The sequence below is a fragment of the Streptomyces sp. NBC_00377 genome (genome assembly GCF_036075115.1).
Lineage (GTDB): Bacteria > Actinomycetota > Actinomycetes > Streptomycetales > Streptomycetaceae > Streptomyces.
This window is the reverse complement of the sequence record NZ_CP107958.1, coordinates 3,047,161-3,064,355: the sequence shown is the minus strand read 5'-3', so window position 1 is coordinate 3,064,355 and position 17,195 is coordinate 3,047,161. Positions and strand designations below refer to the sequence as shown.

Sequence of the window (17,195 nt, the reverse complement as noted above, 5' to 3'; positions counted from 1 at the left end):
CGGCTGGCTAATCTTCCCGAGGCTGATCAGTTTCGCGCGGTGGCGCGGCTTCGAAGGGGAGTGTGCGGTGGCACGGCGACGCGGACGGGAGCTGGTCGGCAGGGTGATCACGGCGTTCCTGGTAACGGTGTCCCTGTCGGTGGTCTGCGTGGGTGAAGGGGCCCGCCGGCCCGCGTGCGCATCGGCCCGGGGCGAGCTGACCGTGGCCGACCTGCCCGCCGGCTCGTCCGTGCTGGACTGTCTCGCCGTCGGCCGTGTGGTCACCCACGCCGGCGCCGGAGTGGCGGTGCCCGAACCCGGCACCACGGTCAGCGTCGACGCGCTCGCGGCGGACGGCTCGGCGCACGGTTTCACTCTGAAGGTCGCCGCCGACGGCACCGTCTCCTACGCCTTCGAGGCGGACGACACGGATCACGCGGACCGTGCGGATCATGCAGGCGGCACGCACCCCGCGGACCGCACGGAAGCCGCCGCGAGGGCCCGCGCCGACGCCCCCGCCCCCTGCGCCGACGGCGCCTACTCCACCGCCGGACGCAAGGTGTACGGCACGTACAAGTGGTTCATCGGCGACGACCCCCTGCCGGGTCATCTGTCCCGCGAGGAGGCGCGGCGGGCCTTCGAGGACGCCATCGCCACCATCACCACCAGCCGCAACGACTGCGGCTACGACGACACGGTCAGGGCGAAGGCCAGGTACCTGTCCACCACCGGCAACGAGGCCGGTATCGACCAGGAGGCCCGCTGCACCCACCGGGACGGCCTGAGCGTGTGGGACGCGGGCGACATCGGCAGCGAGGTCGTGGCGACGACCTGCTCCTGGAGCCGGCCGATGCGGGGCCACCCCGAGCAACTGCTCGAGGCGGACGTCCGCTTCAACACCCAGGACTTCCCGTTCACGAACCGCCCGTCGGGCGGCTGCACGCACGCGTACGACATCCGCAGCGTCGCCACCCACGAGGCCGGGCACGTCTTCGGCCTCGGTCACTCCGGCGCCGGACACGAGAACCTCACCATGTACGCGAACTCCTTCGCCTGCTCCACCGACGCCCGCACCCTCGGCAAGGGCGACGTCCTCGGCCTGCGCAGCCTCTACTGAGCGAGGCTTCTCACGGACACGGCGCCCATCGGGCACGGCGTCCACCCGGCACGGCGCACACCGGGCAGGGAGGCAGTCCCGGTCCCTACCGGGCGCCTCCCGACACCAGGGCCATCCCCAGAGGCGTCCGCTCGTACAGCACCTGGTGGCCGTAGCGCCGGGAGACCAGCAGCCCGGAGTCGCGCAGCACCGTCAGATGTGCGGAGACCGAGGAGGGGGCCAGGCCGGGCCGGTGGGCGAGGGCGGACGTGGTGGCCGGGTCGTCGAGCGCGGTGAGCACGCCGGCGCGGCCCCGGCCCAGCAGCCGGACCAGCGTGTCGGGGGAGCGCTCGGTGGCGTCGGTCCACAGGCCGCCGATCCCCCGGGCCGGGTACACCAGCGTCGGCTGCCAGGGCGGATCGAAGCCGCTCACCACGTCCGGCCACGAGAAGACGCTCGGCATCAGCACCAGGCCCTGCCCGCCCAGATGACGCTCGTGCTCGCCGTTCGAGGCGACGGTCAGTGTCCCGGCCCGCCAGCCGCAACGCGGGTTGATCTCCGGCAGCACCCCGCCCAGGCCGACTTCGGCCAGCCGGCGCGAGTGGAAGGCGACATCCGCCTCCAGCAGGGCGCGCAGCCGGGGCCAGTCAGGCGCGACCAGGGTGTGCCAGATCTCCTCCATCACGTCGGCCAGCTCCCGGATCATCCCCTCCGGATCGGCCAGCCAGGCCCGTCCCCGCGGCGAGTCCAGCGCGCCGGGGGTGTCCGCGAGTGAACGGGCGGTGTCCGCGCGGGCGGCCCGCGGGTCGGCGGAGCGGACCGCGGCGATCTCCTCCTCGAACCCGGCCGCGGGTCCGACCGGCGGCGGGCACAGCCAGTCGGGGGAATGGCCCCGGCGGGGCATCAGCAGCCACAGCCCGGTCAGGTCGAGCGACTCGGCGGCCGTCCGCATCCTGCGCAGCCAGGGCGCGTGGTAGCCCTGCCGGTCGGGCCGCTTGAGGGTGCGCGCGACCTCCTGCGTCTCCCACAGCGGGGACACGGCGAAGCGGCAGCGCAGGAAGTCGTCCTCCCCGAAGTGCAGATGCGACGGCAACGACCTCACCCTTCGAACATTCGGCTGTGTCCGAAACTCTAGGGCCCTCGCCTCCGCCCGAGCACGCTGCTGCCATGCCAGAAGTCACCACTCCCGAGACGCCCCCGACACCCGAGACGCCCCCGGCACCCCACACGTCCCGGACGCCCCCGGCACCCCCGACACCCGAGACGCCCCCGGCACCCCACACGTCCCGGACGCCCCCGGCACCCCGGACACCCGCGACGTCCCCGACACCCCCGGTCAGGACGCCGCCCGCCGGTTACCTCCGTGTCTTCGCCGTCCGTGAGTTCCGGGCCGTCTTCGCCGCGCACCTGCTGTCCATGCTCGGGGTGATCGTCGCCGAGCTCGCGCTGTCCGTCCTGGTCTACGACCTGACCGGCTCGCCGCTGATGAGCGCCCTGGCCTGGGCCCTCGGCTTCCTGCCCTACGTCGTCGGCGGCACCCTGCTCGCCGGGGTGGCCGACCGCTTCCCGGCCCGGCGCGTGCTGGTGGGCTGCGACCTGGTGTGCGCGGTGTGCGTCCTGCCGATGACGGCGTCGGGCGCGCCCCTTGCGGTCCTGCTCGCCCTGCGCTGCTGCCTCGCCGTCGTCTCGCCGGTCTTCGCGGGCACCCGGATGGCCACCCTCGCGGACATCCTCGGCGAGGGCGACCTGTTCGTCCTCGGCCGCTCCCTGCTGCGCATCACCGCGCAGAGCGCGCTGCTCGCCGGCTTCGGACTCGGCGGGCTGCTGCTCACCGTCGCCTCTCCGCGCCACGCCCTCCTCGTCACCGTCGGCACGTTCCTCGCCTCCGCAGCCCTGCTGCGCCTCGGCACCCGCCGCCGCCCTGCCCGGGCCCGGACCGGCGGTGCGCTGGTCACGGACTCGCTCAGGGGCGCCCGGCAGATCCTCGCCGACCGGCGGGTGCGTGCCCTGCTGCTGCTCTTCTGGGTGCCGCCGGTCTTCACCGTCGCCCCGGAGGCGCTGTCCGCGCCCTACGCCGACGACCTCGGCGCCGGTTCCACCGGCCTGGGCCTGCTGATGTGCGCCCTGCCGGTCGGAGCGGTCGCCGGCGAGCTGTACGCGGGATCCCGGCTGCGCCCGGTCACCCGTGAGCGCATCGCGCTGCCCCTCGTCTGTGTGACCCTGCTGCCGTATCTCGGGTACGCACTCCACCCCGGCCTCGCCGTCTCGCTGCTGCTGCTGGTGGTCTCGGGCGCCGGGGCGGCGTACACCCTCGGCCTCGACCAGTGGATCGTCCGGGACGTGCCCGAGGAACTGCGCGGACGGGCCATGACGCTGCTGACCGCAGGGCTCATGACGTTCCAGGGTGTCGGCATGGCCCTGGCGGGCGTGGCCGCGGAACTCGTCGGAGTGACGGGCGCCGTCGCGGGGGCGGGTGCGCTGGGGACGGTCTGCTGCGTACTGGTGGCCCGGGAGGTCCGGCGGACCGAAAGGCGAGACGGGGCTGACCATGATGTGACCGGCCGGTAAGGTCTCGAGGCGTGCCGAAACCGCCCAGTCTCCCCTTCGACCCCATCGCCCGCGCAGACGAGCTCTGGAAGCAGCGCTGGGGGAGCGTGCCGTCCATGGCCGCGATCACCTCGATCATGCGCGCGCACCAGATCCTGCTCGCCGAGGTCGACGCCGTCGTCAAGCCGTACGGCCTGACGTTCGCGCGCTTCGAGGCGCTGGTGCTGCTCACCTTCTCCAAGGAGGGCGAGCTGACCATGTCGAAGATCGGCGAGCGGCTCCAGGTGCACCCCACCTCGGTGACGAACACGGTGGACCGCCTGGTCAAGTCCGGTCTGGTGGCCCGGCGTCCCAACCCCAACGACGGCCGGGGCACCCTCGCCGTCATCACCGACAAGGGCCGCGAGGTCGTCGAGGCGGCCACCCGCGACCTGATGGCGATGGACTTCGGCCTCGGGGTGTACGACGCCGAGGAGTGCGGGGAGATCTTCGCGATGCTCAGGCCGTTGCGGGTCGCCGCGCACGACTTCGACGAGGAGTGACCCGGGGCAAGATCTCCCGGAACGGGTCGTTACGCTCGACGGCATGAAGAAGAGCGTGCTGACCCGCTACCGCGTCCTGGCCTATGTCACCGGTGTGCTGCTGGTCCTGCTGTGCCTGGGCATGATCGCCAAGTACGGCCTGGACGTCGACGGGGCCGCGGACTTCACCCGCGTCGTCGCCATCGCGCACGGCTGGCTCTACGTCCTCTACCTGGTCTTCGCCTTCGACCTGGGCTCCAAGGCGAAGTGGCCGGTCGGCAAGCAGCTGTGGGTGCTGCTGGCCGGAACCGTTCCGACGGCCGCCTTCTTCGTGGAGCGCAGGATCAGCCACGAGCTGGCTGCCGGGACCCCGGACGGGGCTCCCGTGGCCGCCAAGGCCTAGAGAGCGGGCCCGGCCCCCTGGTCCCGCACGACCCGCTCCTGCATCGCCTGGTTCTGCACGGCCCCGGACGTCCGACGTCTGACCTCTGACCTCGCTGGGACCGGCGCAGCTCCCGCCGCCGTACTCACACGCACGCACGCGTGGCCGTGACTACATCCACGCGCGCGTGTGTGTATGCGGCGGCCTCTCGTGGACCGTCAACGGATGCCCTGAGGGTTTCGGGGGTTTCGCGTCGACATTTACTTGGACGTCCTAGTAAATTTGGTGCATGGACGCTGACGCCATCGAGGAGGGCCGCCGTCGCTGGCAGGCCCGGTACGACGCTTCACGTAAGCGTGAGGCGGACTTCAGCACGCTCTCCGGGGACGCCGTGGAGCCCGTGTACGGACCGCGGCCGGGTGACTCGTACGACGGGTTCGAGCGGATCGGCTGGCCGGGGGAGTACCCCTTCACGCGCGGCCTGTACCCGACCGGCTACCGCGGCCGTACGTGGACCATCCGGCAGTTCGCCGGGTTCGGCAACGCCGAGCAGACCAACGAGCGCTACAAGATGATCCTGGCCAACGGCGGCGGCGGTCTGTCCGTGGCCTTCGACATGCCGACGCTCATGGGCCACGACTCCGACGACCGGCGCTCGCTGGGCGAGGTCGGGCACTGCGGGGTCGCCGTCGACTCGGCCGCCGACATGGAGGTCCTGTTCAAGGACATCCCGCTCGGCGACGTCACGACCTCCATGACGATCAGCGGGCCGGCCGTCCCCGTCTTCTGCATGTACCTCGTCGCCGCCGAACGGCAGGGCGTCGACCCGGGCGTCCTCAACGGCACCCTCCAGACGGACATCTTCAAGGAGTACATCGCCCAGAAGGAGTGGCTCTTCCGGCCCGAGCCGCACTTGCGCCTCATCGGCGACCTGATGGAGTACTGCGCGGCCGCCATCCCCGCCTACAAGCCGCTCTCGGTCTCCGGCTACCACATCCGCGAGGCCGGTGCGACGGCCGCTCAGGAACTCGCGTACACGCTGGCGGACGGCTTCGGGTACGTGGAACTGGGGCTCAGCCGCGGTCTCGACGTGGACGTGTTCGCGCCCGGGCTGTCCTTCTTCTTCGACGCGCACGTCGACTTCTTCGAGGAGATCGCCAAGTTCCGCGCGGCGCGCAGGATCTGGGCGCGCTGGATGCGGGACGTCTACGGGGCGACGTCCGAGAAGGCGCAGTGGCTGCGCTTCCACACCCAGACCGCCGGGGTCTCGCTGACCGCCCAGCAGCCGTACAACAACGTCGTACGGACGGCCGTGGAGGCCCTGGCGGCCGTGCTCGGCGGGACCAACTCGCTGCACACGAACGCCCTCGACGAGACCCTCGCGCTGCCGAGCGCGCAGGCGGCGGAGATCGCGCTGCGCACCCAGCAGGTGCTGATGGAGGAGACCGGGGTCGCCAACGTCGCCGATCCGCTGGGAGGTTCCTGGTACGTCGAGCAGCTGACGGACCGGATCGAGGCCGACGCCGAGAAGATCTTCGAGCAGATCCGGGAGCGGGGGCTGCGGGCCCACCCCGACGGGCGGCACCCCATCGGGCCGGTCACCTCGGGAATCCTGCGCGGGATCGAGGACGGCTGGTTCACCGGTGAGATCGCGGAGGCGGCGTTCCGGTACCAGCGGGCCCTGGAGAAGGGGGAGAAGAGGGTCGTCGGCGTCAACGCGCACACCGGGTCGGTGACCGGGGACCTGGAGATCCTGCGGGTCAGCCACGAGGTGGAGCGGGAGCAGGTGCGGGAACTCGGCGCGCGCAAGGCCGCCCGGGACGGGACGGCGGTGCGAGGCGCGCTCGCCGCCATGCTGGGCGCGGCCCGAGACGGCTCCAACATGATCGGGCCGATGCTGGACGCCGTACGGGCCGAGGCGACGCTCGGGGAGATCTGCGACGTGCTGCGGGAGGAGTGGGGGGTGTACACCGAGCCCCCGGGGTTCTAGTGCCGCGACAGGCAACGTTCGCCCCGTCGCGACGCCCGGCACGCACTCTCGCCGCACCGGCCGAAAGCCCAGGTACGTCCAGTACGAGGACTTCCGGCCGGCACGCCGAGAGCACGCACCGGACGCCGCTCCTTGACGGGCAAACGTTGCCCGCCGCGGCACTAGCCACCGGCAGCACAGGCGCGGGCGCGGCCCTCGACGGGCGATCGGCGCGGGGGCGGATCCCGACGGCGCTCGGCGGCTGCGTGGGCCCTGACGGCGATCGGCGGAAGCGCGGGCCCCGGCCGGACCCCGGACGGGGTTCGGCCGCGGCCGAGGCGGGCCGGTGCGGAGGCGGGGACGGGGGCCGTCGCGGGGGCGGAGGGTCAGGGCGGGCGAGGGCCGGGGGATGGGGGATGGGGGCTGGGGAAGGCTCTCGCCGACCTCACGTCCGGTCGGCAGGGTCTTCCCCGGCCGGCCCGGTGGACGCCGTCAGGCCGAGCAGCAGGACCCGGGTGAAGCTGCGCACCCATTCCTCGTCCGCCGGTTCCGCGCTGACCAGGGTGCGGTGGACCACCGCACCCGCCACGACGTCGAAGATGAGGTCGACCGTGCGGGCCGCCTCGGCCGGGTCGGTCTGCGCGGGGAGTTCGCCGCGGGCCTGGGCGCGGGCCCGGCCCTCCAGCACCAGGTCCTTCTGCGGATCGACGATGGAGGCCCGGATGCGTTCACGCAGGGCGTCGTCGCGGGTGGACTCGGCGACCGCCGCCATCAGGCCGCTCTTGGCCTCCGGCCGGGCCAGGATCGCCGCGAACTGGAGGACGACGCCCTCGATGTCGGCGGCGAGGCTGCCGCGGTCCGGGAGTTCGAGTTCGCCGAACAGTTCCGCGACCGCGTCGACGACCAGTTCGTTCTTGCCGGCCCAGCGGCGGTAGAGGGTCGTCTTGGCGACGCCGGCGCGCGTCGCCACGTCTCCCAGCGTCAGCTTCGACCAGCCCAGTTCGACCAGCGCCTCCCGGGTCGCGGCCAGGATCGCGGTGTCCGCGGCGGCGCTGCGCGGACGGCCGGGACGGCAGGCGGGGGTGCGGGTCTGCATTCCCCGACCATAACCGGCGGTTTGTCGCGGGCTTCCGTGAGGGAGATCACCGAGGGGTGGTGTTGCGGAGGCACCCCGTGCCATTACGCTACGACTCGTAGCGAAAGCTCGCGCGGGACGTGCGCGGGCCGACCGGCCCGGCGGGGTGCGGGGTGGGGACCCCGGTGCTCGTGTTCGGGATGTTCGGGACGTATTCGGAACGGTTTTCACGCAGGCGCGCGGACGGGGGAGGATAGACGCATGCAGCCACGGAACATGTCCATGAGCGGAGTCGTCGACCTCGCCGCGGTGAAGGCGGCCCAGGAGGCCAAGGCGAAGGCGGAGCAGACGCGCGCCGAAACGGCACGGCAGGGCGGCGCGGGGGCCGTCTCCCCGGCCGATCTCGTCATCGACGTCGATGAGGCGGGCTTCGAGCGGGAGGTTCTCCAGCGGTCCGCCGAGGTGCCCGTCGTCATCGACTTCTGGGCCGAGTGGTGCCAGCCCTGCAAGCAGTTGAGCCCGGTCCTCGAGCGGCTCGCCGTCGAGTACGACGGCCGCTTCCTGCTCGCCAGGATCGACGTCGACGCCAACCAGATGCTGATGCAGCAGTTCGGGGTGCAGGGCATCCCGGCCGTCTTCGCGGTCGTCGCGGGGCAGGCTCTGCCGCTCTTCCAGGGGGCCGCCGCGGAGACGCAGATCCGGCAGACCCTCGACCAGTTGGTGCAGGTCGCCGAGGAGCGGTTCGGGCTCACCGGTCTGACCGTCGACGCCGACGCCGAGCAGGGCGCGCCGCAGGAGGCTCCGGCCGAGCCCGTCGGGCCGCACGACCTGCTGCTCGAAGCGGCCGTAAGGGCGCTGGATGCCGGTGACTTCGGCGGGGCCGTGCAGGCGTACAAGAACGTGCTCGCCGAGGACCCCGGCAACAGCGAGGCGCAACTCGGTCTCGCGCAGGCCGAGTTGCTCCAGCGGGTGGGCGGCATGGATCCGCAGCTGGTGCGCAGGGAAGCAGCCGAGAAGCCCCAGGACGTCGAGGCGCAGATCGCCGCGGCCGACCTGGATCTGGTGGGTGGTCACGTCGAGGACGCCTTCGGGCGGCTCATCGACACCGTGCGGCAGACGGCCGGGGACGACCGGGACGCCGTACGGCTGCGACTGCTCGAACTGTTCGACGTGGTGGGCCCGGACGACCCCAGGGTGGCGGCGGCCCGCAGAGCGCTCGCGCGCGCCCTGTTCTGAGCCGCCGGGCGCCGGTTCTGACCAGTCACTAAACGTCAGAGCGCGTGGTGCCCGAGTGAATATTTTGCCGATGTGGTTCCCCTGCGGCCGCGCTTTGCCAAATCTTGGTAAACGCGGCCGCTGTTACTGCAAGTAAGAGTTGGCCGTTGGTCTGTCGGTTTCTGTCCATCGATCAACAGCTTTGTCCCGGGCGTGGATGACACCCTGTGTTGCCGGTCGAGACCTACGGGTCGTTGTTCGGTTATCCGGCCGTTACTAGCGAGTAACGAACCCCCTTGTGCGGGCGGCGAGAATGCACCACGATCGGCCACGCTCGGTCCAATCCCGTACCCCGGCAGCCGGTTGGGTCAATGGGTTTTCTGGGTCCCCACCGAGCAGGGTCCGACGGCAGTGGAGTCGGCTCTTGGACAGGGGGGTCTTCGCTGCGTCGAAGCCTGTCCAGCAAGGTTGTGCGTGATGCGTGTCAGGCGCGACCAGTGGTTGTCGCTCGGGGGTGATCGCCGGTGATCGGTGCGCGGTTCGCGCCTCCGAAACAGGCGCTCCCCTTCCCGAGGACGTAGCACTTCTCCCATCCCTGCCCGGCTGAGCCGCCGTACGAGGGGGCTAGTCAGGGGCAGGAGATGTACGTCCGAGAAGGAGGAAATATGGAGTCCCAGGTGCGTGGCGGGACCAGATGGAAGCGCTTCGCTGTGGTCATGGTGCCCAGCGTCGCAGCGACGGCATGTATAGGTGTCGCCCTCGCGCAGGGTGCGCTGGCCGCGTCGTTCAGCGTGTCCGGTCAGTCGTTCAAGGTGAGTGCCGACAAGCTCGAAGGCACGGGCTTCTCGCAGTACGGCGCGATCGACTCGGGTTACACCCTCGACGGCAAGAAGACGGCTCACGCCGTTGCCGTCTCGGCGTTCAAGAGCGCCTCGATCACGAACATGTGCCAGTCCGTGGTCACCCCGAACATCCCGCTGCTCGGCTCCGTCAGCCTTCAGCTGAAGGCGGGCGGCAACGGTACGCCGGTCGAGGCCGAGAACCTCTACATCGACGTCGAGGACCTGAGCGCGGACGCCGTGTTCCGGGGCATCGACATCGGTGTGGCCGCGAAGGACGCCAACAAGGGTCCGGGCCTCAAGAGCGGTGACGCGGCCAACCCGTACGGGTTCGCTCAGCAGGCGGACTCCGCCACGCTAACCGACGTGAAGCAGACGGCGTGGGCCACCACTGCCGGAACCTTCAAGCTCAGCGGCCTGAAGATGTCGCTGTCGACGGGTGTCAAGGAGTGCTACTAAGCACTCTCTGACGGGCGGGGGAGCCGGTGGCGCCCCCGCCCGTCCAGTCTGAAGCCCACGGCTTCACCAGCAGTACGACTCACCACCACGGCAACGCCGCAGCAGGGAGCTGTTTTCCATGAGCGCCGAGACCCCTGTCGCCCCCGGTCAGTTCACCCGCCGGAGGCAGCAGTTCCGCGCCTGGCGGGGGACCAGGCCGTTCTGGGCGGGCCTGTTCGTCCTTCTCGCCGGCTTCCCCATCGCCTACTTCCCTTACGCGCACCTCCAGGTGGGCCACCTGACACTGGCGATGGCCACCACCGCGGGCGCGGGGTCGCTGATCATCGGCGTGCTGCTGGGCGTCCTGGGCATCAGTCTGTGGTTCCAGAAGCACGTACAGGTCTTCGCGGGAGTCGCGGCGATCCTGCTCGGCCTGGTGTCCATCCCGGTGTCCAACCTGGGCGGCTTCCTCATCGGCTTCCTGCTGGCGCTGATCGGCGGAGCGATGGCCGTGTCCTGGGTGCCGGGCGCACCGCCCGCCCCGGCCCCGACCGCGGAGGCCGGCGCGACCGCCGGGGACGCCCCCGAGGGCGCGTTCCCGTCAACTCCCGCCCCGGCGGGCGACCTCACCGAGAACCCGTACAGCACGGGCCCGGCCCCCACCGAGAGGCCGTCCTTCACCAAGGACGACGACGGGGCGGGCGAGCCGCACGATCTGCACGATCTGTCAGGAACGAGCCCGGCCAACGGGGCGAACGGGAGGCACAGTGCCGGCTGACGAGGTTTCCACCGGGAGCGATGTGGACGCTGCCCGCGTGAGAACCACCGGGCCGCGGCACGCGGCACCCAAGAAGCCGCTGTTCACCAGGTTCCACATGCCGGCCGGCAAGGCGATAGCCCTGGCGGCCATGCCGACGGCCGTGCTGATGGGCATGGGCTTCACGCCGACCCTCGCCAACGCCGAGGACCAGCCGGCGTCCAAGAGCCTCACCATCGACGAGTACAAGGACTGCGTGGCGGCTCTCGAAGGCACGGACGCCTCCGCGTCGGCCTCGCCGTCGCCGTCCGCCTCGGCGAGCGCGAGTGAGTCCGCCGACGACTCCAAGGACAGCTCCGAGGACGGTTCCAAGGACGACTCGAAGGACACGTCGAACGACTCGGGCGACAAGGGCGACTCCGGTTCGTCGGATTCAGGTTCCGACGACGCGGCCGAGCCCGCCCCCGCCGCGTCCTCCGCGGCCGCGGCGCCCGAGAAGGCGACGACGTCCGGCGACACCGCGACCGCGAGCCCGTCGGCCTCCGAGACGAGCAAGAACGTCCTGGAGACCGTCGGCGATGCCATCACCGACCTCTTCGACGGCAAGGAGGCGGACGCGACGGCCGGTTCGACCCCGTCGCCGTCCGCCTCGGCCACGGCAGGCGACCCGTCGTCGGACTCCGGCTCGGGCTCCTCGGACGACTCCGGCTCCGGTTCCTCGGGTTCTTCCGGTTCCTCGGGCAAGGGCTCGTCCGGCACGTCCAAGGACACGACCGGCACCGTCACCGACAAGGCGAAGGACACCGCCGAGGACGCCGCCGACGCGAAGGCGAAGGCCGCCGCGGACGAGAAGGCGAAGGCCGCCGACGCCGCGGCCTCGCCGAGCCCCTCGGAGAGCGCCGGCGTGGACGCCGAGGACTGCCCCGCCGCCACGGACGACGAGGGCGGCATCGACAACAAGATCAGGCTGCCCGACGACCCCTGGTACCTCAACGCCAGTTCGCTGCTCCTCAAGGGCGCCGACTACCAGGGCGTCGTCAAGGTGAAGACGGCCAACGGCACGGTCAAGGAGGTGCTGAAGTACGTCATCTCCGACGGCACCGACATCGGCGACCTGCACCAGACCGTGGACGACAAGCAGAGCGGCAAGACCTATCACGTGCAGGCGGGCAAGGGCACCACGTCCACCATCCGTGACGGCGACACGATCATGTACACGGAGAGCATCTCCGGCAACCTGTTCGGGCTGATCCCCGTCACGTTCAGCCCGAAGAGTCCGCCGCCGCTGAATATTCCGCTGATCTACTTCACCAACGTGAAGGTCCAGCAGGCCGGCCAGCTCGGTGGCACGCTCACCGTCCCCGGACTGCACCAGTACACGACCGGCTGAGCAGCGCGGGGCGGACGCAAGCAGCGCGATCGCCCCACAAGCCCGTTCGGGAGCCGCAACAGCTGAGGGCGCCCCCTGGAGACCAGGGGGCGCCCTCAGCGCCGTACGGGCCCCTTCACGGGGCCGGACGGGTCAGTCGCGTGCGCCGCCGCCGAGGTGGTGGACGCGGAGCATGTTGGTGGTGCCGGGCACGCCGGGGGGCGAGCCGGCGGTGATGATGACGATCTCGCCGGGGCTGAAGCGGTTGATCTTGGCGATCTCCTGGTCGACCATGTCGACCATCTCGTCGGTGCTGTTCACGAACGGCACGATGTGCGACTCGACGCCCCAGCTGAGCGTCAGCTGGTTGCGGGTGCCCTCGTCGGTGGTGAAGGCGATGATCGGCTGGGCCGCGCGGTAGCGCGACAGGCGGCGGGCGGTGTCGCCGGACTGGGTGAAGGCCACCAGGCCCCGGCCGCCGAGGAAGTCGGAGATCTCGCACGCGGCGCGCGCGATCGAACCGCCCTGCGTGCGCGGCTTCTTGCCCGGCACGAGCGGCTGGAGGCCCTTGCTGAGCAGCTCCTGCTCGGCCGCGGTGACGATCTTCGACATCGTCTTCACGGTCTCGATCGGGTACGCGCCCACGCTCGACTCGGCGGACAGCATGACCGCGTCCGCGCCGTCCAGGATCGCGTTGGCCACGTCGGAGGCCTCGGCGCGCGTCGGACGGGAGTTGGTGATCATCGACTCCATCATCTGGGTCGCCACGATCACCGGCTTGGCGTTGCGCCGGCACAGCTCGATGAGGCGCTTCTGCACCATGGGGACCTTCTCGAGCGGGTACTCGACGGCCAGGTCGCCACGGGCCACCATGACGGCGTCGAACGCCGCCACGACGTCCTCCATGTTCTCCACCGCCTGCGGCTTCTCCACCTTGGCGATGACGGGGACCCGGCGGCCCTCCTCGTCCATGACCTTGTGGACGTCGTTGACGTCCTTGGCGTCGCGGACGAAGGACAGCGCGACCAGGTCGGCGCCCATCCGCAGCGCGAACCGCAGGTCCTCGACGTCCTTCTCGCTCAGCGCGGGCACGTTGACGGCCGCGCCGGGCAGGTTGATGCCCTTGTGGTCGGAGATGACACCGCCCTCGATGACGATCGTCCTCACCCGCGGGCCCTCGACGTCCAGGACCTTCAGCTCGACGTTGCCGTCGTTGATGAGGATCTGGTCGCCGCGCGAGACGTCGGCCGGCAGGCCCTTGTACGTCGTGCCGCAGATCGTCTTGTCGCCGGGGACGTCCTCGGTGGTGATGGTGAACTCGTCACCGCGCACCAGCTCGACGGGACCCTCGGCGAAGGTCTCGAGGCGGATCTTCGGGCCCTGGAGGTCGGCGAGGACACCGATGGCCCGGCCGGTCTCCTTGGCGGCGGCCCGGACCCGGTCGTAACGGCCCTGGTGCTCGGCGTGCGTGCCGTGGCTGAAGTTGAAGCGGGCCACGTTCATGCCGGCCTCGATCAGCGACACGAGCATTTCATGGGAGTCGACCGCGGGGCCGAGAGTACAGACGATTTTCGAACGGCGCATGGGGCGATCCTATCGGTTTGTTTCGCTACGGAATATTCCGTCTGGCGGAAGATACAAATGGGCGGGAGTGTGCTCAGTTGCTTTCCTGCTCAGTTGTCCGCGGTGGAGCCGCATATCATTACCGCCTCACCAGTGCGTAGGTCTGTGTCGCGATCTCCAGTTCCTCGTCCGTCGGCACCACGGCCACCGCCACCCGCGCGCCGGCGGGCGAGATCAGCCGCGGCGCGTCACCGCGTACCGCGTTCAGCTCGTCGTCCACCGCCAGGCCCAGGGGGCCCAGGCCCGCGACGGCCGCCTCCCGCACCGGCGCCGCGTTCTCCCCGACCCCGGCGGTGAACGCCACCGCGTCCACGTGCCCGAGTACCGCGTAATAGGCGCCGATGTACTTCTTCAGCCGGTGAATGTAGATGTCGAAGGCCAGCTTCGCCCGCTCGTCGCCCTCGTCGACCCGGCGCCGGATCTCCCGCATGTCGTTGTCGCCGCACAGCCCGACGAGCCCGCTCTTCTTGTTGAGAAGAGTGTCGATTTCGTCGATGGACATTTCACCAACTCGCGCCAAATGGAAGATGACGGCCGGATCGATGTCCCCGGAGCGCGTGCCCATCACCAGCCCCTCCAGGGGAGTCAGCCCCATCGAGGTGTCCACGCACCGGCCCTTCTCGACGGCCGAGGCGGACGCCCCGTTGCCGAGGTGCAGCACGATGACGTTCACGTCCTCGGGGCTCCTGCCCAGCAGCTCCGCCGTCGCCCGGGAGACGTACGCGTGCGAGGTCCCGTGGAAGCCGTAGCGCCGCACGCGGTGCGCGTCGGCGGTCCCGACGTCGATCGCGTAGCGGGCCGCCGCCTCCGGCATCGTCGTGTGGAACGCGGTGTCGAAGACGGCGACCTGGGGCAGGTCCGGGCGCAGGGCCGTCGCGGTGCGGATGCCGGTGAGGTTGGCGGGGTTGTGCAGCGGGGCGACGGGGATCAGCCGTTCGATCTCCGCGAGCACGGCGCCGTCGATCACGGTCGGCTCGGTGAAGTACTTGCCCCCGTGCACCACCCGGTGCCCGACGGCGGCGAGTTCGGGGGAGTCGAGGCCGAGGCCGTCCTTCGCCAGCTCCTCCGCCACGGCCTTCAGCGCGGCGTCGTGGTCGGCGATCGGCCCGGTCCACTCACGGCTCTCCCCACCGGTCGCGAGGGGTGTGTGCCTGAGCCGGGAGGACTGCTCACCGATGCGCTCGACGAGGCCGTTCGCCAGCCGGCTGCTGTCCCGCATGTCGAGCAGCTGATACTTCACCGACGAGGAGCCGGAGTTGAGGACGAGGACACGGGTCGCAGTCACTGCCGGGAAGCCTTCTCGCTCGGGGTCTGGGCCTGGATCGCCGTGATGGCGACGGTGTTGACGATGTCCTGGACCAGGGCGCCCCGGGACAGGTCGTTGACGGGCTTGCGCAGGCCCTGGAGCACCGGACCGACGGCGATCGCCCGGGCCGAACGCTGCACGGCCTTGTAGGTGTTGTTGCCGGTGTTGAGGTCGGGGAAGACCAACACGCTGGCCTGGCCCGCCACTTCGGAGCCCGGCAGCTTGGTCGCGGCGACGGTCGGCTCCACGGCGGCGTCGTACTGGATCGGACCCTCGATCTTCAGGTCGGGGCGCCGCTCGCGGACGAGTTTCGTCGCCTCCCGCACCTTGTCGACGTCGGCGCCCGAGCCGGACGTACCCGTGGAGTACGACAGCATCGCGATCCGCGGCTCCACCCCGAACTGGGCGGCGGTGGCAGCCGACTGGACGGCGATGTCGGCGAGCTGCTCGGCGTCCGGGTCGGGGTTCACCGCGCAGTCGCCGTAGACGAGGACCTTGTCGGCGAGGCACATGAAGAACACCGACGAGACGATGTCGGCGTCCGGCCTCGTCTTGATGATCTCGAAGGCGGGCCGGATGGTGGCGGCCGTGGAGTGCACCGACCCGGAGACCATGCCGTCGGCGAGCCCCTCCTGCACCATGAGCGTCCCGAAGTAGTTGACGTCCGAGACGACGTCGTACGCCAGCTCCACCGTGACGCCCTTGTGGGCGCGGAACCCGGCGTACTTCTCGGCGAAGGAGTCACGCAGCTCGGAGGTGGCCGGGTCGATCAGCTGGGCGTCACCGAGGTCCATGCCCAGGTCGGCCGCCTTCTTGCGGATCTGTTCGACGGGGCCGAGGAGGGTCAGGTCGCAGACCCCCCGGCGCAGCAGCACCTCGGCCGCGTGCAGCACGCGCTCCTCGGTCCCCTCCGGAAGGACGACCCGGCGCTTGTCGGCGCGGGCCCGCTCCAGGAGCTTGTGCTCGAACATCATCGGAGTGAGACGGTCGGTGCTCGGCGCGGAGACGCGCCCGAGCAGCTCGCTGGTGTCCACGTGCCGCTCGAACAGGCCCAGGGCGGTCTCGGCCTTGCGCGGCGTGGCCGCGTTCAGCTTGCCCTCGAGGGAGAACAGCTGCTCGGCGGTGAGGAAGCTCTTGCCGGGCACCGAGACGACGGGCGTGCCCGGCGCGAGGCGCGCGGCGAGCGTGAGGATCGCGTCGCTCGGCACCTCGTCGAGGGTGAGCAGCAGGCCCGCGATCGGCGGGGTGCCCGCGTTGTGCGCGGCGAGCGAGCCGATGACCAGGTCGGCCCGGTCACCCGGGGTCACGACCAGACAGCCCGGGGTCAGGGCGTTGAGGAAGTTCGGCAGCATCGCCCCGCCGAAGACGAAGTCGAGCGCGTCGCGGGCCAGCCCGGAGTCGTCGCCCAGGAGCACCTTCGCGCCGAGCGCGTGGCTGATCTGCGCGACGGTCGGCGCGGAGAGGGCCGGCTCGTCGGGCAGGACGTAACAGGGCACGGGCAGCCGGGTCGCCAGCCCGGCGGCCATCTCCTCCCGGTCCTCCCGGTCCACCCGGTTCGTCACCATGGCGAGGACGTCACAGCCGTGGGCCTCGTACGCCCGGTAGGCGTTGCGGGTTTCGGAGAGCACGGATTCGACCGTCTGCCCGCGGCCGCCCACCACCGGGATCACGGACGCACCGAACTCGTTGGCGAGGCGCGCGTTGAGGGCGAGTTCGTCCGGGAACTGGGTGTCGGCGTAGTCCGTCCCCAGCACCAGGACGACGTCGTAGTCGCGGGCGACGCCGTGGAAGCGCTCGACGAGGGTCGAGACGAGTTCGTCCGTGCCCTGCTCCGCCTGGAGGGCGGACGCCTCGTGGTAGTCCATGCCGTAGACCGTGGCCGGATCCTGCGCCAGCCGGTAGCGCGCACGCAGCAGCTCGAAGAGCCGGTCCGGCCCGTCGTGGACGAGGGGGCGGAAGACGCCCACCCGGTCGACCTGCCGGGTCAGGAGCTCCATGACTCCCAGCTCGACGACCTGACGGCCGTCGCCGCGGTCGATTCCGGTCACGTACACGCTGCGGGTCACGCGAGCTCTCCGT

General features: G+C 71.0%; 14 protein-coding genes. 9 read left to right on the top strand and 5 right to left on the bottom strand.

What is annotated here, in order from left to right; all coding sequences use genetic code 11:
* Positions 1 to 67 precede the first annotated feature (67 nt).
* Positions 68 to 1,096, top strand: coding sequence for a matrixin family metalloprotease (locus tag OHS71_RS13665; protein ID WP_328479656.1), 1,029 nt, complete (start codon positions 68 to 70; stop codon positions 1,094 to 1,096).
* Between the two features lie 85 nt (positions 1,097 to 1,181).
* Here OHS71_RS13665 and OHS71_RS13660 read toward each other — a convergent pair whose 3' ends face one another.
* Positions 1,182 to 2,168 carry an ArsR/SmtB family transcription factor gene (locus OHS71_RS13660; RefSeq protein WP_328479655.1) on the bottom strand — a complete coding sequence of 329 codons (987 nt, stop codon included), beginning with the start codon at positions 2,166 to 2,168 and terminating at the stop codon, positions 1,182 to 1,184.
* A 74-nt stretch (positions 2,169 to 2,242) separates the two neighbouring features.
* Between OHS71_RS13660 and OHS71_RS13655 the strand changes: the two genes are divergently transcribed.
* The 4 genes from OHS71_RS13655 to OHS71_RS13640 all read left to right on the top strand — a co-directional run bounded on the left by OHS71_RS13655 (position 2,243) and on the right by OHS71_RS13640 (position 6,515).
* Positions 2,243 to 3,643, top strand: coding sequence for an MFS transporter (locus tag OHS71_RS13655; protein ID WP_328479654.1), 1,401 nt, complete (start codon positions 2,243 to 2,245; stop codon positions 3,641 to 3,643).
* 11 nt (positions 3,644 to 3,654) lie between these two features.
* Positions 3,655 to 4,164 carry a MarR family winged helix-turn-helix transcriptional regulator gene (locus OHS71_RS13650; protein WP_328479653.1) on the top strand — a complete coding sequence of 170 codons (510 nt, stop codon included), beginning with the start codon at positions 3,655 to 3,657 and terminating at the stop codon, positions 4,162 to 4,164.
* Between the two features lie 43 nt (positions 4,165 to 4,207).
* Complete coding sequence (locus OHS71_RS13645) at positions 4,208 to 4,546, top strand: DUF3817 domain-containing protein (RefSeq protein ID WP_328479652.1); 339 nt, start codon at positions 4,208 to 4,210, stop codon at positions 4,544 to 4,546.
* A 268-nt stretch (positions 4,547 to 4,814) separates the two neighbouring features.
* On the top strand, positions 4,815 to 6,515 hold the full coding sequence (locus OHS71_RS13640) for an acyl-CoA mutase large subunit family protein (protein ID WP_328479651.1): 1,701 nt from the start codon (positions 4,815 to 4,817) through the stop codon (positions 6,513 to 6,515).
* A 424-nt stretch (positions 6,516 to 6,939) separates the two neighbouring features.
* Here the strand turns inward: OHS71_RS13640 and OHS71_RS13635 are convergent, their stop codons facing one another.
* Complete coding sequence (locus tag OHS71_RS13635; RefSeq protein ID WP_328479650.1) at positions 6,940 to 7,590, bottom strand: TetR/AcrR family transcriptional regulator; 651 nt, start codon at positions 7,588 to 7,590, stop codon at positions 6,940 to 6,942.
* Positions 7,591 to 7,830: 240 nt separating this feature from the next.
* Here OHS71_RS13635 and OHS71_RS13630 point away from each other — a divergent pair, with 240 nt between their 5' ends.
* The 4 genes from OHS71_RS13630 to OHS71_RS13615 all read left to right on the top strand — a co-directional run bounded on the left by OHS71_RS13630 (position 7,831) and on the right by OHS71_RS13615 (position 12,208).
* The gene (locus tag OHS71_RS13630) at positions 7,831 to 8,805 is read left to right on the top strand and encodes a tetratricopeptide repeat protein (protein WP_328479649.1); all 975 of its coding nucleotides are present in this window, start codon (positions 7,831 to 7,833) and stop codon (positions 8,803 to 8,805) included.
* A gap of 644 nt (positions 8,806 to 9,449) precedes the next feature.
* The gene (locus OHS71_RS13625) at positions 9,450 to 10,082 is read left to right on the top strand and encodes a DUF6230 family protein (RefSeq protein WP_328479648.1); all 633 of its coding nucleotides are present in this window, start codon (positions 9,450 to 9,452) and stop codon (positions 10,080 to 10,082) included.
* A gap of 118 nt (positions 10,083 to 10,200) precedes the next feature.
* On the top strand, positions 10,201 to 10,839 hold the full coding sequence (locus tag OHS71_RS13620; RefSeq protein WP_328479647.1) for a DUF6114 domain-containing protein: 639 nt from the start codon (positions 10,201 to 10,203) through the stop codon (positions 10,837 to 10,839).
* On the top strand, positions 10,829 to 12,208 hold the full coding sequence (locus tag OHS71_RS13615; RefSeq protein WP_328479646.1) for a hypothetical protein: 1,380 nt from the start codon (positions 10,829 to 10,831) through the stop codon (positions 12,206 to 12,208). The genes OHS71_RS13620 and OHS71_RS13615 overlap by 11 nt, the downstream gene beginning before the upstream one ends.
* Positions 12,209 to 12,340: 132 nt before the next feature.
* Here the strand turns inward: OHS71_RS13615 and pyk are convergent, their stop codons facing one another.
* The 3 genes from pyk to pta form a co-directional block, all read right to left on the bottom strand.
* Positions 12,341 to 13,771, bottom strand: a complete 1,431-nt coding sequence (pyk, locus tag OHS71_RS13610; RefSeq protein ID WP_328479645.1) for a pyruvate kinase — start codon at positions 13,769 to 13,771, stop codon at positions 12,341 to 12,343.
* A gap of 118 nt (positions 13,772 to 13,889) precedes the next feature.
* Positions 13,890 to 15,095 (bottom strand): acetate kinase, encoded by a 1,206-nt coding sequence (locus OHS71_RS13605; protein WP_328479644.1) that lies wholly within the window; start codon positions 15,093 to 15,095, stop codon positions 13,890 to 13,892.
* Positions 15,092 to 17,182, bottom strand: a complete 2,091-nt coding sequence (gene pta / locus OHS71_RS13600; RefSeq protein ID WP_328479643.1) for a phosphate acetyltransferase — start codon at positions 17,180 to 17,182, stop codon at positions 15,092 to 15,094. Before pta ends, OHS71_RS13605 begins: the two co-directional genes overlap by 4 nt.
* Positions 17,183 to 17,195: the final 13 nt, after the last annotated feature.

What these genes read in the sequence shown, in the direction of transcription:
- OHS71_RS13655 (WP_328479654.1), top strand. Translation starts at nt 2,243, where the DNA reads ATGCCAGAAGTCACCACTCCCGAGACGCCCCCGACACCCGAGACGCCC.
- OHS71_RS13645 (WP_328479652.1), top strand. Translation starts at nt 4,208, where the DNA reads ATGAAGAAGAGCGTGCTGACCCGCTACCGCGTCCTGGCCTATGTCACC.
- OHS71_RS13640 (WP_328479651.1), top strand. Translation starts at nt 4,815, where the DNA reads ATGGACGCTGACGCCATCGAGGAGGGCCGCCGTCGCTGGCAGGCCCGG.
- OHS71_RS13635 (WP_328479650.1), bottom strand. Translation starts at nt 7,590, where the DNA reads ATGCAGACCCGCACCCCCGCCTGCCGTCCCGGCCGTCCGCGCAGCGCC.
- OHS71_RS13630 (WP_328479649.1), top strand. Translation starts at nt 7,831, where the DNA reads ATGCAGCCACGGAACATGTCCATGAGCGGAGTCGTCGACCTCGCCGCG.
- OHS71_RS13625 (WP_328479648.1), top strand. Translation starts at nt 9,450, where the DNA reads ATGGAGTCCCAGGTGCGTGGCGGGACCAGATGGAAGCGCTTCGCTGTG.
- OHS71_RS13620 (WP_328479647.1), top strand. Translation starts at nt 10,201, where the DNA reads ATGAGCGCCGAGACCCCTGTCGCCCCCGGTCAGTTCACCCGCCGGAGG.
- pyk (WP_328479645.1), bottom strand. Translation starts at nt 13,771, where the DNA reads ATGCGCCGTTCGAAAATCGTCTGTACTCTCGGCCCCGCGGTCGACTCC.